The 15,535-nt window shown below is 50.2% G+C and carries 14 protein-coding genes and 1 pseudogene; 11 read left to right on the top strand and 4 right to left on the bottom strand.

Features of this window, described 5'->3' with window-relative positions; genetic code table 11:
• Positions 1–1,119: (2Fe-2S)-binding protein (locus ACQY6F_RS15840; protein ID WP_428775771.1), on the top strand; the 1,119-nt coding region annotated here is incomplete at its 5' end.
• Positions 1,076–1,429, top strand: coding sequence for a RidA family protein (locus tag ACQY6F_RS15835; RefSeq protein WP_428775770.1), 354 nt, complete (start codon positions 1,076–1,078; stop codon positions 1,427–1,429). The genes ACQY6F_RS15840 and ACQY6F_RS15835, both read left to right, overlap by 44 nt.
• Before the next feature lie 280 nt (positions 1,430–1,709).
• Here ACQY6F_RS15835 and ACQY6F_RS15830 read toward each other — a convergent pair whose 3' ends face one another.
• Both ACQY6F_RS15830 and ACQY6F_RS15825 read right to left on the bottom strand, forming a co-directional pair.
• Positions 1,710–3,413 (bottom strand): FAD-dependent oxidoreductase, encoded by a 1,704-nt coding sequence (locus tag ACQY6F_RS15830; RefSeq protein WP_428775769.1) that lies wholly within the window; start codon positions 3,411–3,413, stop codon positions 1,710–1,712.
• A gap of 18 nt (positions 3,414–3,431) precedes the next feature.
• On the bottom strand, positions 3,432–3,617 hold the full coding sequence (locus ACQY6F_RS15825; protein ID WP_428775768.1) for a YgaP family membrane protein: 186 nt from the start codon (positions 3,615–3,617) through the stop codon (positions 3,432–3,434).
• 167 nt (positions 3,618–3,784) lie between these two features.
• Here ACQY6F_RS15825 and ACQY6F_RS15820 point away from each other — a divergent pair, with 167 nt between their 5' ends.
• Genes ACQY6F_RS15820 through ACQY6F_RS15800 form a run of 5 tightly spaced genes read left to right on the top strand, consistent with a single transcriptional unit; the run spans position 3,785 to position 9,247 of the window.
• A complete protein-coding gene (locus tag ACQY6F_RS15820) occupies positions 3,785–4,099 on the top strand; it encodes a metalloregulator ArsR/SmtB family transcription factor (RefSeq protein WP_428775766.1) in 315 nt (104 codons plus the stop codon).
• Positions 4,100–4,129: 30 nt separating this feature from the next.
• On the top strand, positions 4,130–4,549 hold the full coding sequence (locus tag ACQY6F_RS15815; protein ID WP_428775764.1) for a YeeE/YedE family protein: 420 nt from the start codon (positions 4,130–4,132) through the stop codon (positions 4,547–4,549).
• A 25-nt stretch (positions 4,550–4,574) separates the two neighbouring features.
• Positions 4,575–5,042, top strand: coding sequence for a DUF6691 family protein (locus tag ACQY6F_RS15810; RefSeq protein ID WP_428775763.1), 468 nt, complete (start codon positions 4,575–4,577; stop codon positions 5,040–5,042).
• A 34-nt stretch (positions 5,043–5,076) separates the two neighbouring features.
• Positions 5,077–6,081: an efflux RND transporter periplasmic adaptor subunit gene (locus ACQY6F_RS15805; RefSeq protein WP_428775761.1), complete on the top strand. Its 1,005-nt coding sequence runs from the start codon at positions 5,077–5,079 to the stop codon at positions 6,079–6,081.
• A gap of 1 nt (position 6,082) precedes the next feature.
• Positions 6,083–9,247 (top strand): efflux RND transporter permease subunit, encoded by a 3,165-nt coding sequence (locus ACQY6F_RS15800; protein ID WP_428775759.1) that lies wholly within the window; start codon positions 6,083–6,085, stop codon positions 9,245–9,247.
• A gap of 63 nt (positions 9,248–9,310) precedes the next feature.
• Here the strand turns inward: ACQY6F_RS15800 and ACQY6F_RS15795 are convergent, their stop codons facing one another.
• Positions 9,311–10,213: an endonuclease/exonuclease/phosphatase family protein gene (locus ACQY6F_RS15795; protein ID WP_428775757.1), complete on the bottom strand. Its 903-nt coding sequence runs from the start codon at positions 10,211–10,213 to the stop codon at positions 9,311–9,313.
• Positions 10,214–10,505: 292 nt separating this feature from the next.
• On the opposite strand from ACQY6F_RS15795, the gene nrdD reads away from it, so the two are divergent.
• The 4 genes from nrdD to ACQY6F_RS15775 all read left to right on the top strand — a co-directional run bounded on the left by nrdD (position 10,506) and on the right by ACQY6F_RS15775 (position 15,280).
• Positions 10,506–12,626: an anaerobic ribonucleoside-triphosphate reductase gene (gene nrdD / locus ACQY6F_RS15790; RefSeq protein WP_428775755.1), complete on the top strand. Its 2,121-nt coding sequence runs from the start codon at positions 10,506–10,508 to the stop codon at positions 12,624–12,626.
• 126 nt (positions 12,627–12,752) lie between these two features.
• Positions 12,753–13,223 carry an anaerobic ribonucleoside-triphosphate reductase-activating protein gene (gene nrdG / locus ACQY6F_RS15785; RefSeq protein WP_428775773.1) on the top strand — a complete coding sequence of 157 codons (471 nt, stop codon included), beginning with the start codon at positions 12,753–12,755 and terminating at the stop codon, positions 13,221–13,223.
• Positions 13,224–13,338: 115 nt separating this feature from the next.
• Positions 13,339–14,520 (top strand): amino acid aminotransferase, encoded by a 1,182-nt coding sequence (locus tag ACQY6F_RS15780; protein ID WP_428775753.1) that lies wholly within the window; start codon positions 13,339–13,341, stop codon positions 14,518–14,520.
• A 19-nt stretch (positions 14,521–14,539) separates the two neighbouring features.
• Positions 14,540–15,280: a RimK/LysX family protein gene (locus ACQY6F_RS15775; RefSeq protein ID WP_428775751.1), complete on the top strand. Its 741-nt coding sequence runs from the start codon at positions 14,540–14,542 to the stop codon at positions 15,278–15,280.
• Between the two features lie 117 nt (positions 15,281–15,397).
• On the opposite strand, the pseudogene ACQY6F_RS15770 reads toward ACQY6F_RS15775, so the two are convergent.
• Positions 15,398–15,535, bottom strand: a pseudogene (locus ACQY6F_RS15770) (inosine/guanosine kinase); the annotation flags it as partial.

The following is a 15,535-nucleotide window of genomic DNA, read 5'->3' as shown; positions in this document are numbered from 1 at the left end:
GCAATAGAACGCTCATTCCCGTTTCCGGGCTGGACACTACCAGGTGTGATGACCGCGGGTGCTTGTCAGATCATGATGAAAACCGCCGGGGTGATCCCTCAGAATGCGGTCATGGTCGGCACTGGTCCGCTGTTGTATTTACTGGCGGCGCAGATGACCGATGCCGGTTCACCGCCGAAGGCAATAGTTGATACCCAGCAGCCGGATAGCTACTTTAAAGCGAGCAAATATCTGCTCAATGCCTGGCTGGGCAAGAAATACCTGGTCAAAGGTATTGGTCTGCTGGCCAAAATTAAAAAGGCGGGCGTGAAGCACTATACGCGTGCAACCGACATTGCCGGTTACGGTGAAGGTAAACTGGAACGGATAAATTTCCGCTGTGGTAACCAATGGCATGCCCTGGAGGCAGAAAACTGTCTGGCGCATATCGGCGTAATACCCAACGTTCAGCTGACCCGTGCGATGGAAATGGATCATCATTGGGATCCGGTTCAAGTGTGTTGGCGTCCAACCCTGGATGAGAACAACAGCAGCTCGATAGAAGGTGTGGCCATTGCCGGTGACAGTGGTGGCATCGGTGGTGCGTTGGTTGCTGAGCATCAGGGTAATTTAACTGCTGTCAGTGCCTTATACGCGCTTGGCAAGCTACCTCAGCAACAATATGATGTTGAATCGAAGTCGCTGAAAAAGGTTATTAAGCGAGAGTTGGCGATAAGGCCATTCCTCGATACTCTGTATACTCCGCCGGAGCAGGCGCTGCAGCCAGCAGATGACACTATAGTGTGCCGCTGTGAAGAAGTCACCGCGGGGCAGGTACGTCAGCATGCCGTACAGGGTGCCAACGGTATCAACCAGATCAAGACCTTTACCCGCTGTGGCATGGGACCTTGTCAGGGAAGATACTGCGGTCCGACTGTGGCTCAGATTATCGCTAACGAAACCGGTCAATCGATGGAGAAAGTGGGTTATTACCGCGTTCGTTATCCGATTAAACCATTAAAACTTGGAGAACTGGCCAGCCTAACCCCTGTTAGCCAGTCGTTTATGAAGCAATACAAAAGTAAGGAAGTCAGTCATGGCCAACATTCAGAGACAGTACACCAATCAACGCATGAGTAAGGTAGTGATTCACAATGACACTGTGTACCTATGCGGTCAGGTCGGTGTGAGTGATACCAGCGTTGCAGAGCAAACACAGGAAGCTCTGGAGCGGGTAGAAAAACTGTTGATTGAAGCGGGCAGTGATCGGGAACACGTGTTGCAAGCTATCGTCTGGCTGGCAGACATGAAAGATTTCGATGAGATGAATGCCGTGTGGGATCAGTGGTTTGCGGAAGGCTTTGCACCTGCGCGTGCGTGTGGTGAAGCGAAACTGGCTCGCCCTGGTTTAAAAGTGGAACTGATCGTAACCGCTGCACTGAAAAAATAATAAGGGCAACAAGCCCAAATTAAGGCTAGGTAACAGCAAACCGGCTGGAGTGTCGGAATCGCAGCTGGTTTGCGGAAAAGTGGATAAGCCCAAGAAAAGCAATATCCCCCTAAAAAGTCACTTTTCCATGTCTAACTAAAAGGAGCTTCGGCTCCTTTTCTTTTGCCATCACGCCCTCATCAGTCCATTCAAATACGCCAGCGCGTTGTGAGACAAAAAAAAAGGGAGCCGAGGCTCCCAAGTTAAGTGCAGTGTAGTTATGTAGTTATCAGGTTCGCCGTTATGCCTGAGCGAATTTGTAGGTGCGGTAACCGCCAATCAGGTTACGTGCTTTGAAACCGTTGTTAACTAACTGGCGGTATGCGACGTTGCCGCGCAGGCCGACCTGACAGTAAATCACGATCTCTTTATCTTTTGGCAGTTCGTCCATGCGTTGACGCAGCTGGTCAACAGGAATATTGATGGCGCCATCAATGTAACCGACATTTTGCAGTTCGCCTGGATTACGGACATCCAGCAACACTTGATCGCCAGTCAAATTGTCCACTTCGTCATAGTGGATAGCGGTGGCATCACCTTTGATGATGTTATTGGCAACAAAGGCTGCCTGGTTGATGACATCTTTGGCGCTGCCGTAAGGTGGTGCGTAGGTCAGTTCCAGGTGTTGCAGCTGTTCGACTGTCATACCGGCACGCTGAGCAACGGCCAGCACATCAATACGCTTGTCGACACCGTCTTTACCGACCGCTTGGGCGCCCAGAATTTTGCCTCCTGAACGTTCAAATAACAGCTTGAGCGAAACAATTTCTGCGCCCGGGTAGTAACTGGCGTGGCTGGCGGTATGCACGTAGACTTTGTCGTAATCGATACCGTCATGTTTCAATTGCTTTTCGTTCTTACCGGTTGACGCGACTGCCAAGTCAAAGATCTTACAAATAGCAGTACCTTGCGTGCCCTGATAAGTCTCTTCACGGCCAAACATGTTATCTGCGGCCATGCGACCCTGACGGTTTGCAGGCCCTGCCAGTGGTACCAGAGTTTGCTTGCCGGTGACAAAGTCTTTCTCTTCGACCGCATCGCCTACCGCATAGATAGACGGATCGCTGGTCTGCATGTATTGGTTGGTATAGATGCCGCCCAGTTCGCCAATCTGCAGGCCGGCTTCTGCCGCCAGGCTGATTTCCGGACGAACACCAATCGCCATGATCAGAATGTCGGTAGTCAGTGTGTCACCATTGTTCAGTGACAGTTTCAGTTCACCCTGAACGTGCTGGTGTTCATCACTTTCACCTGCATTGGTATCTGCAATTGAGAATGTCGGTTCAAACTCAACCGATTCCAGTGCGACGCCGAGACGCAGATCGATGCCTTTGGCGCGAATTTCCGCGTGTGCCAGGCCCGCCATTTCGCGGTCAACCGGCGTCATTACCTGGTCGGCCATCTCAATCAGGCTGGTTTTAATGCCTAACTGGTGGAAGGCTTCCATCATTTCCAGGCCGATAAATCCGCCGCCGACAACGGTGGCATGCTCAGGTTTGTTGGTCTGCAAGGTTTTGATGATGCGATCCATATCCGGGATGTTACGCAGCGAGTGGGTCAACGGGTTGTTGATTCCCGGGATCGGCGGCACCATTGGCGCAGCCCCTGGGCTCAACAGCAGGAAGTCGTAGCTCTCTACATATTCGCTGCCATCAAGCAGGTTTTTGACTGTAACTGTCTTTTCTTGGCGGTTGATGCGAGTGACTTCGTTCATTACCCGAACATCAACATTGAATCTGGCCAGGAAACTTTCTGGTGTTTGCAGCAACAACTTGCTGCGATCCTGAATGTCTCCACCGATATGGTACGGCAAACCACAGTTGGCGAATGATACGAAGTTACCGCGTTCAAACATGATAATTTGAGCGTCTTCACTTAGACGACGAGCGCGAGCGGCAGCAGAGGCGCCGCCTGCGACACCACCAACAATTACAATCTTGGTCATTTCTATCTCCGTTGGATATTAATGTAAGCCTAGTTTTTTCAAAATATATGCGGCAGGACAGATCCCGGTGAACGCACTTTGGATTAAGTTAGCACCGACAAATACGGTTAACCATACAAAGTTGGCGTTAACGGTAAGCGTTAATACTACTGACAGTAACACCATAGATCCTGCTAATACACGTATGCCATTTTCAAGTGTCATCGCTGTTCTCCTTCACTTAGATTGCCCTACGATTTGAATTGATAATAATACTCTAATTTAGATATGTCTAATGTTAATTTGTCTAAATTCAAAAAGACTTAATTAGCATTGACTAATACAAATGATTTAGTACAATCTAATTTAATTGCGATAGGGGGAAGGCAAGCATGGAAACTACAGAATTGAACTTGTCAGAAATGCAGAACAACGCCGTAGAGGCCGCTGAACTATTAAAAGTAATGGCCCATCCGGAAAGGCTTATGGTGCTTTGCCAGTTAATCTCTGGCGAAGTAGGCGTGGGTGAGCTGCAGAAAAATTCGACATTGAGTCAATCCGCTTTCTCTCAACATCTGACGGTGCTTAGAAAGCACGAGATAATCAAAGCACGCAAAGAATCTCAGCAGGTGTTTTACTCTCTGGCCGACCAAAGAGTGGTACATCTGATCCAAAGTTTGCACACCGTTTTCTGCGGTGTCGGTTAATTTTTCTTTTTAATTTTAATGAGGTGTGAAATGGGATTTGCAATTCCTTGGGAATCATTGATGGGAGGGATACTCCTTGGCATATCTGCCACTATTTTACTGCTGCTGAATGGCAAAATTGCCGGTATCAGCGGAGTCATGACCGGGTTATTAACACCTAAGTCTCGTGATTTCGCCTGGCGACTGCTGTTTGCTGTTGGCATGGTATCCGGTGGCGTTTTGGGCGTGGTGCTGTTTGGTAGCCATGTTCCGGTTGAATTTGCATCTAGCACTGCCGTATTAGCAGCAGCTGGTTTGTTGGTAGGGATAGGCACCCGCCTGGGTAACGGTTGTACCAGCGGACACGGTATATGTGGCATTGGGCGTCTTTCAAAGCGTTCGATTGTGGCCACTTGTGTCTTTATGGCCGTAGCCGGTGTGACGGTTTTCGTCCGCCTACATCTTCTATAAACCAGTTCTCTATAAGGTATGCACAATGAATAACGTAGTTTTTCGCCTGGTGTCTCTGGTGGCAGGTTTATTGTTTGGTTTGGGTATGGTGATTTCTGGTATGGCAGATCCTGCCAAAGTCATTGGTTTTCTTGATGTTGCCGGAAATTGGGACCCAAGTTTGATGTTTGTGATGGGTGGTGCGCTGTTGGTCTTTATGCCTGCGTATTTTCTGCTGATCAAACCCAAGCAAAAGCCTGTAGTGGCAAACAAATTCTGTTTTGCCAAAGCCAAAAAGGTTGATGGCCGTCTGATAAGCGGCGCAATGATCTTCGGCCTGGGCTGGGGAATCTCGGGAATCTGTCCAGGGCCGGCAATGTCAAGCCTGGCGCTAGGCAACGGGGGAATCTGGATCTTTTTTGCCTGCATGATGGTAGGACTGGGCGCAACCAATCTGGCTATCTGTTTAAGCACGAATAAAGAGTCTCAAACTAAAACGGCACAACAGCAATAAGCCGAGCATTAAGTAAATAAGGGGAGTGGCAACAATGAAATTGTTAACCAGGAGTATCGCAATTGCGTTAGCCGTAAGTGGCTTGGCGCATGCTGAACAAAGCAACGAACGTTACACAGTGAAAAGCGAGTCGCTCCCCCAAACGGTGCAGCTCGATGGTGTCGTTCAGCCGGTTAATCAGGGTACAGTGGCATCACAAACATCCGGACGCGTTGTCGGTTTGTATGTTGACGTCAATGACTTTGTCAAACAAGGCACCGTATTGTTGGAAATCAGTGCCGTACAGCAATCAGCTTCGCTCGATGCGGCTCAGGCGCAACTGGCGAGTGCCCTGGCACAGAATCGCGAAGCACAGGCTCAGGTAAAGCGTTATCGTCTGCTGTTTCCAAAAGGTGCCATTTCACAAGATCAAATGGACAGTGCTGAAGCGCGGGCACGTTCCGCGTCGGCTTCCGTTAAATCTGCGCGCGCGGCTGTTGCTCAGGCTAAAGAGTCATTGGGTTACACCAGCGTTACCGCACCTTATGACGGTGTTGTGACGGCAAGGCATGTCGAGCTGGGTGAAACGGTTGCACCGGGTACCACGTTGATTAGTGGTTTTGCTCTTGACCGTCTGCGTGTGGAAACCAAGATCCCGCAACGCTATCAAACTCTGGTAGAGAGTGTGGACCAGTTTGATGTGGTCACGCCGCAGGGCGAGCGCGTTTTACCCACAGATTACAGCCTGTTTAGTTATGCAGATCCACAATCTCACACGTTCAAGATTCGTCTAGAGCTGCCGGAAAACGTGCCTTCCCTGGTTCCGGGAATGTGGGTGAAAACTGAATTTGAATATGGTGAGCGGCCAACCCTACTGGTACCGAATAGTGCGGTAGTACGCCGCGCTGAGCTCAGTTCAGTTTATCGGATTGATGATGACGGGCGTATCCTGAATCCGGTGCGTCTGGGGCAGACATACGGCGACTATGTCGAAGTATTGTCTGGGTTGGAAGAAGGTGATGTCATTTCGACCGTCGCCCTTGACGCAGAAGGTAAGTGATATGGACAAACGACTCGGCATTTCGGGTCGCATTGCCGCGGCTTTCCAGAATTCAGCGATGACCCCACTGCTAGCGCTGGTTGGGTTACTGCTGGGGCTGTTTGCGGTGATTGTGACCCCGAAAGAAGAAGAACCCCAGATTGATGTGACGTTCGCGGACGTTTATATCCCATTTCCTGGCGCGTCTCCGGCTGAGGTGGAAAGCCTGGTGACCAACCCGGCAGAACAGATCATTTCAGAAATCCAGGGCATCGACAAAATCTACTCTTTCTCGCAACCAGACGGTGCGATGATCGTGGCAATTTTCAAAGTCGGTGTCAGCCGAAATGACGCGGTTGTGCGCATTTACAACAAGCTTTACTCCAATAAAGACTGGATGCCACAAGGTGTGGGGGTAGGGGAACCTATCATCAAACCGAAAGGCATCGAAGATGTGCCTATCGTCAATATTACCCTGTCGGATAAATCTGGCCAGTTTGACCAACAACAGCTGACCCATGTGGCCCATGGCCTGGAAACCGAACTGAAGCGAATTGATGGCACCCGCGATATTTTCACTGTTGGTGGCCACAATACCATCGTGGACGTGCGTCTGGATCCGGTGAAAATGAACAGCTTCGGTATTACCCTGGATCAGCTCAATCAGCACCTGCCAGCCGCGAATACCAGCTCTCCTATGCTGCGGCTTACCCATGACAACCAGGAGTTTCCGGTGCAGATCGGCCAGTTCCTGACCCGGGTGGAAGAAGTAAAGCAGCTGGTGGTCGGTCTGTATAACAACACGCCGGTATACCTGGAAGATATCGCCACTGTTAAGATGGGTGCAGATACACCGTCACAAAACGTCTGGACCAGTGACAAATCCGGTATCTACCCGGCCGTCACCATCGCCATCGCTAAAAAAGGTGGTGAAAATGCGGTAGATGTTGCCAAAGAAGTTGAAGAGCGTCTGGTCGAGCTGCAAAACCAGCTGATTCCGGATGGAATCGATGTTGAAATCACGCGCGATTACGGTAAAACCGCCGCGGACAAAAGTAACACCCTGATCGGTAAGCTGGCCTTCGCCACCACTGCCGTGGTGATCTTGGTATTACTGACGATGGGCTGGCGTGAAGCGCTTGTGGTGGGCCTGGCGATTGTGGTCACTCTGTTGATCACCTTATTTGCCTCCTGGGCCTGGGGCTTTACCCTCAACCGGGTATCGCTGTTTGCGCTGATATTCTCCATCGGGATTCTGGTCGATGATGCCATTGTGGTGGTGGAGAATATCCACCGGCATATGGCGATGGGCAAGCAAAAGCTCAGCGAGTTGATCCCACCTGCGGTGGATGAAGTGGGCGGCCCGACGATTCTGGCGACACTGACCGTTATCGCTGCACTGCTGCCAATGGCATTCGTGTCCGGCCTGATGGGGCCTTACATGAGCCCAATCCCAATCAACGCCTCGATGGGGATGATGATCTCGCTGGTCGTTGCGTTTGTGGTCTCCCCTTGGCTGGCTGGTCATCTGCTAAAGCCTGCTCATCATGGCGAAGAGGGCGCTGCGGCAAACTCCATCTTCCATCGGATTATGGCACCATTCGTCACGGCGAAAAAACAGGGCCGCAACCGCTTTATGCTGCTGTTGGCAATACTGGCGATGATCGCTGGTTCGATGTTGCTACCCGTGATGCAGGCCGTTGTGTTGAAAATGCTGCCATTTGACAACAAATCAGAGTTCCAGGTAGTCCTGGATATGCCAGAAGGCACTGCACTGGAAAGAACCCAGCGGGTGCTGTTTGAAATGGGCGAAGAGCTGAATAAAGTCGACGAAGTTATTGGTTACCAAATCTACGCCGGCACCGCGGCACCAATTAACTTTAACGGCCTGGTTCGTCACTATTTCATGCGTAGTCAGTCTAACCAGGGTGATATTCAGGTTAACCTGGCCGGACGTAAAGAGCGAGACCGTGATAGCCACCAAATCGCCAGTGCGGTCCGCCCGGTGTTAAATGCAGTGGCGACGAAGTTTGGCGGTAAAGTCAAAGTGGTCGAGGTGCCACCAGGCCCTCCGGTTTGGTCGCCGATACTGGCTGAAGTGTATGGCCCTACGCCAGAGATCCGTCAGCAGGCAGCCCGTCAGGTAAGGGAAATCTTCCGTGCAACGAACGATATCGTCGATGTGGACATGTATCTGCCGGAAATACATCAAAAATGGCAAGTGGTGATCGACCGTAGCAAAGCGTCTCACTATCAGGTGCCATATGCGTCAATCGTGGATGCGCTGGCGACCTCTGTTGGTGGCAAACCGATCACTTACCTGCACAGTGAGCACAGCAAATACCCGGTTCCTATTCAGATCCAGGCCAGCGAAACCGCAAAAGTGCGTCTGGAGCAGGTGCTGAATATGAAAGTCGGCAGCATTACGGGGAATGCTTATCCGTTGTCAGATTTGGTGGAAGTGCGCCAGACTCAAATGGATGATTATATTGTGCACAAGAACATGGTGCCTATGGTCATGGTTGTGGGGGATATGGCAGGAAGTGTAGACAGCCCGCTGTACGGCATGTTTGACATCGGCGGTAAATTGGACCAATCGATGACACTGGACCAATACTACATTAACCAACCAGACGGATTGGACGGTATTTCGGTGCGTTGGGATGGTGAATGGACCATCACCTATGAAACGTTCCGTGATATGGGTATCGCCTATGGTGTGGGTATGATCCTAATCTACCTGCTGGTGGTGGCGCAGTTTAAGTCGTACCTGGTTCCACTGATCATCATGGCGCCGATCCCACTGACAATTATTGGTGTAATGCCGGGCCACGCTCTGTTGGGGGCTCAATTCACCGCTACGTCAATGATAGGTATGATAGCGCTGGCTGGTATTATCGTCCGTAACTCGATACTGCTGGTGGATTTTATCAATCAGCAGGTAGAGGAAGGAATGGCCTTCTCCGAAGCCGTGATACAGTCGGCAGCAGTTCGGGCAAAACCGATAATGTTGACGGCACTGGCGGCGATGATAGGCGCAGTGTTTATTCTGGACGACCCGATATTTAATGGTCTGGCGATCAGTTTGATATTTGGTATCTTTGTCTCAACAGTGTTGACCCTGCTGGTGATCCCGGTGCTCTATTATGTCGTGATGCGCCGCCGGTTTGAGCCAAGCAGCAGTTGACTGGCAAGTTAGTCCATTATTGTAACCAGCCCCACGCATACAGCGCGGGGCTTTTTTCTGGGTTTATTTAAGGCCCACCTGCGCCTGTATCGGACAGTGATCACTGAGCTGAAAATCCAGTACCTTTTGCACCGGATAGGCAATCTGCCGTACATCCCGGCGTTCAACATTCACCCCGCCAACAATAATGTGGTCAATAAGTGAGCGAAACTGGTGAGTTTTGCCGCGGTTATTGCGGGAGCGAACTTTACACAGCGCCGGTGTGGACTGGCTGACCAGGCTCGCCTGGGTACCCTGGGTGAGATCGCGCCATAGCCAATCACCGTTATAAGCCAGATTGTGGTTGAAATCGCCTAACAATATATACGCCTCACGATTTGCTTCCCGTTCGCTCAGCCATTGGTTGACTCGTTGCGCTTGCCCCTTGAGTGTCCGGCAATGGCGGCTGTTTTTGTATGCGCCAGAGCAGCCTGCTTTCAGGTGTACAGACAACAGATGAATCGGGCGTGGTGAATTAGGGTATAAGACCACATAGCTGGCAAAGCGCAGTTTGCTATTCGAGCTGTCGTCTAGCGGGAAATCCGGTTTGTCTGCGACGGGAATGGTAGAGCGAATCGCAAAACCGGTGTACTGATTGATATCGTCAAACTGGCGATAACGGCTGGCCGGTTTCGCGCGGTCTGAAAACCAGATGTTGTAGCCTTGGCCTACCACTTTTTTTATTGCCAACTCATCATCGACTTCCTGAAACGCCAGCACATCCACGTCCATTGCCGCGAAATGGTCGGCCAGCGCGGCAAAGTCAGCTGGGTTTCTCTGGCTGGTTTCAATATGACTAACCGGTTGTAGTGTGAGCCATTCCAGGTTCCAGCTCACAACGGACAATTTGTCTCCGGCAGCTGATGTAAAACTCACCAACCCTAGCCAAATAGCGAATGTGATGCCATAAAACCGCTTGTTATTCATAATCATAAATCCTTTGCATCGATAGCCTTTATCCTATAAGCATTCTGAAAAAAACAAGGGGATATGGGCACAGTTTTGCGATTTTCATCCAATTTTTCCCTATTCGAGATCTAAGCCAATAAGATCGATTTGATCTTAGTCTTGTACCTAGTTTTATTGATCAGAATCAATACTTTCGGCTAGCGTTTCTCGTTTAATGCGCCACAATATGTAGTGTTGGTTAGAAGAAAAATAACCCTATATAGTGTATTTGTGGATAACTCTGTGGGTATGCTTAGGGTAAGGAGAAACAGTGAAACCTATCGTCATCAAACGCGACGGCTCTAGAGCTCCGTTTAGCAGAGATCGCATACAAGCAGCAGTGGAAGCAGCAGCAGAGCGAATTGACAATGAAACTGCCATTTATGCCCTGAATGTAGCGTTAGCAGTTGAGCTACAGCTGAAAGATTACGATGAAGTGCATATCCACGAAATCCAGACCCGGGTCGAAAACGAGCTAATGCAGGGGCCGTTTAAATCTATGGCTCGTGCTTACATCGAATACCGTCATGACCGTGATATCGCGCGTGAAAAACAGAGTACGCTGACACGCGAAATTGAAGGCCTTATCGAGGCGAGTAACGTCGACCTTATTAACGAGAATGCCAACAAAGACGGCAAAGTAATCCCGACTCAGCGTGATTTGCTGGCTGGTATCGTCGCAAAACATTATGCCAAAACCCACATTTTACCGCGCGATATCGTCCAGGCCCACGAAGAAGGGGATCTGCACTACCACGATCTCGACTACGCACCCTTTTTCCCGATGTTCAACTGCATGTTGATTGATCTGCAGGGAATGCTGACCAACGGATTCAAAATGGGTAATGCGGAGATCGATACGCCGAAATCGATTTCTACCGCCACAGCTGTAACCGCGCAGATCATCGCTCAGGTAGCCAGTCATATCTACGGCGGCACCACCATTAACCGTATCGATGAAGTACTGGCACCGTACGTGAAAACCAGCTATGACAAACATCTGCAGATAGCTCAAGAATGGGATATTCATGATCCGGAAGGGTTTGCTGCAGCAAGAACTGAAAAAGAGTGTTATGACGCCTTCCAGTCACTGGAATACGAAGTTAATACGTTGCATACCGCCAATGGCCAGACTCCATTTGTCACCTTTGGTTTTGGGTTGGGGACCAGTTGGGAATCGCGTCTAATCCAGCAGTCTATTTTGAAAAACCGCATCGCCGGTCTGGGCAAAAATCGTAAAACTGCGGTATTCCCGAAACTGGTATTTGGCATCAAAGATGGCCTGAACCACAAAGCGGGTGATCCTAACTACGACATCAAACAATTGGCACTGGAGTGTGCGAGCAAGCGTATGTACCCGGATATCCTTAACTATGAGAAAGTGGTTGAAGTAACCGGTTCATTCAAAACGCCGATGGGTTGTCGTAGTTTCCTGTCTGCTTATGAAGAAAATGGCGAACTGGTCCATGAAGGGCGCAATAACCTGGGCGTGGTGAGCCTGAACCTGCCTCGTATTGCGTTGAAAGCCCAGGGTGACGAGAAAGCGTTTTATCGTTTGCTGGATGAAAAATTGCAGTTGGCCCGCCGCGCGCTGGAAACCCGTATCAGCCGTCTGGAAAACGTTAAAGCCCGCGTGGCACCGATCCTTTATATGGAAGGGGCTTGCGGCGTGCGCTTAAAAGCCAACGATAACATCGCGGACATTTTCAAAAACGGCCGTGCATCGATTTCACTGGGGTACATCGGTATTCACGAAACCATTAACGCACTGTTTGGCGATCAGACTCATGTGTTTGACGATGCAGAGCTGCGGGAAAAAGCAGTTAATATCGTTAAATACATGAAGCAGGCGGTACTGCAATGGGCAGAAGAGACCGGTTACGGATTTAGCCTCTATGCGACACCGAGTGAAAACCTCTGCAGTCGCTTCTGCCGCATCGATACCAAAGAGTTTGGTGTGATTGATGGCGTGACCAATAAAGGCTACTACACCAACAGCTTCCACCTGGATGTAGAGAAAAAGGTTAACCCATACGACAAGATCGATTTCGAGATGCCGTATCCTTCGATTTCTACCGGCGGTTTCATCTGCTACGGGGAATTTCCGAACATGCAGCATAATGTCGAAGCGCTGGAAAATGTCTGGGACTACAGCTATCACCGTGTGCCTTACTATGGAACCAACACGCCGATCGATGAGTGTTATGAGTGTGGATTTACCGGTGAATTTGAATGTACCAGTAAAGGGTTTACCTGTCCGAAATGTGGTAACCATGACTCCAGCAAAGTGTCGGTAACACGCCGCGTATGCGGTTACCTGGGAAGCCCGGACGCGCGCCCATTTAACTTTGGTAAACAGGAAGAAGTGAAACGCCGGGTCAAACATTTGTAATCACTTAAGGCAGATACCGTGCTTGCCTATCAGCTTGAATGCAGAGTAAGCAAGCACGTTGTAGCAAACTAAGTGTTAACCCAAACCAACCTGATTATGTCAGGTTGGTTTTTGTCGCGAGGCAGTATGAACTTTCACCAGTACTATCCAGTAGATGTCGTCAATGGCCCCGGTACCCGCTGTACCTTGTTTGTCGCTGGCTGTGTCCATCAATGTCGTGGCTGCTACAACCAGTCTACCTGGCGGCTGGACTCCGGCGAGCCGTTTACCCAGCAGATGGAAGACAGAATTATCGCCGATCTGAACGACAGCCGTATTCATCGCCGTGGCTTGTCACTTTCTGGCGGCGATCCGCTTCATCCCGCCAATGTTAGCGGTGTGTTAAAACTGGTAAAAAGAGTACGCGAAGAGTGCCCGGGAAAAGATATCTGGCTCTGGACTGGGTATCTGTTGCAAGAACTCAGCCCGGAGCAAAAACAGCTGGCAGATTTGGTCGATACCCTGATAGACGGTAAGTTTGAGCAGGATAAAGCCGACCCAAGTTTGCAGTGGCGTGGCAGCTCAAACCAGGTTATCCATCACTTTACCGAGTTTTAAACTGGCAACACGGTAATTTAACAAACGATTAAAAATTTTCTTCGATTTTTCGCTGAACAAGTGTTAATTTGAAAGCCCATTCCGAACTAGTGAATTTCAAAGGGTTGTGACTTTCATGTTTTCACATTTACCAGCTCCAGCATTGGATCCCATTCTTTCTCTTTCCGTTGCCTACCGTAATGATCCCCGCACTGAAAAGGTGGATTTAGGCATCGGTGTATACAAAAACAGTGATGGTGAAACGCCCGTCATGCAGGCAATCAAGCAGGCTCAGGACATCGTTGTCGCCACGCAGAAAACCAAATCATATGTGGGACTGGCCGGTTGTGAAGAGTTTAACCAGAGCATGGTTAACCTGCTGTTAGCCGGAACTTCTGCGATGGATCGCGTTGCCGCTATCCAGACCCCGGGTGCCAGTGGTGCACTGCGCATGCTGGGCGACCTGATGCACGTGGCGCAGCCAAACACCACGGTGTGGATTTCAAACCCGAGTTATGTCAACCACAAACCTGTGATGGAAGCGGCGGGTCTGAAAGTGAAGTATTACCACTATTTCAGCCCGGAAACCAAGCAGGTCGATAAAGCGCGTATGCTGGAAGACCTGGCTCAGGCTGGTCCGGCCGATGTGGTTCTGCTGCATGGCTGTTGCCATAACCCAACCGGTGCCGATATTGACTTCGATGCCTGGCAACAGATCACGGCACTTGCCAACAAGAATGGTTTTACCCCGTTTGTGGATATCGCCTATCAGGGCTTTGGTGATGGTCTGGAAGAAGATGCCAAGGGGCTGCGGTTTATGGCAGACAACGTTGAAGAGATGATGATCACTACTTCCTGTTCGAAGAACTTCGGCCTGTACCGTGAACGCACCGGTGCGGCGATCGTCGTGGGTAAAAATCAACAAGACGTCGATAATGCCAAAGGCAAGCTGCTGACACTGGCTCGGGCAACTTACACCATGCCGCCGGATCACGGTGCCGCTCTGGTGAAAACCATCCTGCAAAACCAGCAACTTACTCAGGTTTGGCGACAAGAACTGGCTGAAATGCAGCAGCGTCTGGTCCGTTTGCGTCAAACTCTCTGTAATGAGATGCGAAACACCCACGATACGTCACAATTTGATTTTATCGAAAGCCACAAGGGCATGTTCACTGTGCTAGGATTTAGCCAGGACCAGATGACGCAACTTCGTGAAGAATATGGCATTTATGGAGTAGGCGACGGTCGGATTAACATTGCCGGGCTGACTGAAACGGCCATTCCTTATGTCGCCCAGGCCATAGTTAACGTTTCTTAATTGCTTGGCAGGGGGATCAATGAACACAATTTGGAGAGCACTGGTAGTAATGGTTGTGTCTGGCGGCATGTTCGCCTGTTCAACCACCGCACCCTCAACCGAGACAGTGGAGCAAACTGCCCAACCCGAGACTCCGGTAGAGCAGACGCAACCAGAACCGGTAACAGAGCCACGACCTTTGCCATCGCCAGACCAGTTACCGGATATTGTCGAAACCGACACTGCTGGCCAGACGAAAACAACCGAGCCTGTGGTAGAACCACCGGCAAAAGTGGTTGAACCTGAACCGGTTGAAGTAAAAAAACCGCCAGTGGCGAAGGTGGAACGTAAAACGGCAGACGGCAAGCTGATCCTTGGTTCTGAAGAGTGGGTCTATTTCCCGGGACTCGAGCGCAGTGTGCAAGCTCGGATCGATACCGGTGCGACGACCTCCTCAATCAGTGCGATCAATGTGACGCCATTTGAGCGAGACGGCAAAGATTGGGTGAAGTTTAAGCTCGAACATGAAGGGCTCACCAGTAAAGAGGTCGCGTTACCAATTGAACGCTGGGTTAGTGTACGTCAGTCAAACAGTGAAGAAACCGAGCAACGCCCGGTTGTCATTGCCTGGGTTCAGGTGGGGGATGTCAAAGACAAAACCGAATTTTCACTGACAGACAGAACCCATCTGGAATTTCCGGTGCTACTTGGTCGTAGCTTTTTCAAAGACATTGCTATCGTTGATGTCGGTAAGAAATACGTTCAGGCTAAACACAAATAGTATTCTTGCACCGCTGAGTTGAAACTGGAATAAAAAAATGCCCTCACCGATTTAGGTGGGGGCGTTTTCTTAGGCAGGTCAGATAGAGACCCGCTAGGGGTGTTGGATTATTCGGTTCTAGCGATCCCAGTAGGTTTCTTCCAGGCTGTCTTCCCGCTCGGGCAGCGCTCTGCTAAGACGTGGTGAATGCTGGGTTAACACTTCATAGCTGACGCGATTGGCGTATTTGCAGATTTGCGACAGCGAAGAGTAAGT

This window comes from Vibrio sp. (assembly GCF_050299255.1).
Classification (GTDB): Bacteria; Pseudomonadota; Gammaproteobacteria; order Enterobacterales; family Vibrionaceae; genus Vibrio.
Note: the sequence above shows the minus strand (reverse complement) of the source record. Positions and strands in the feature narration are given on the sequence as shown.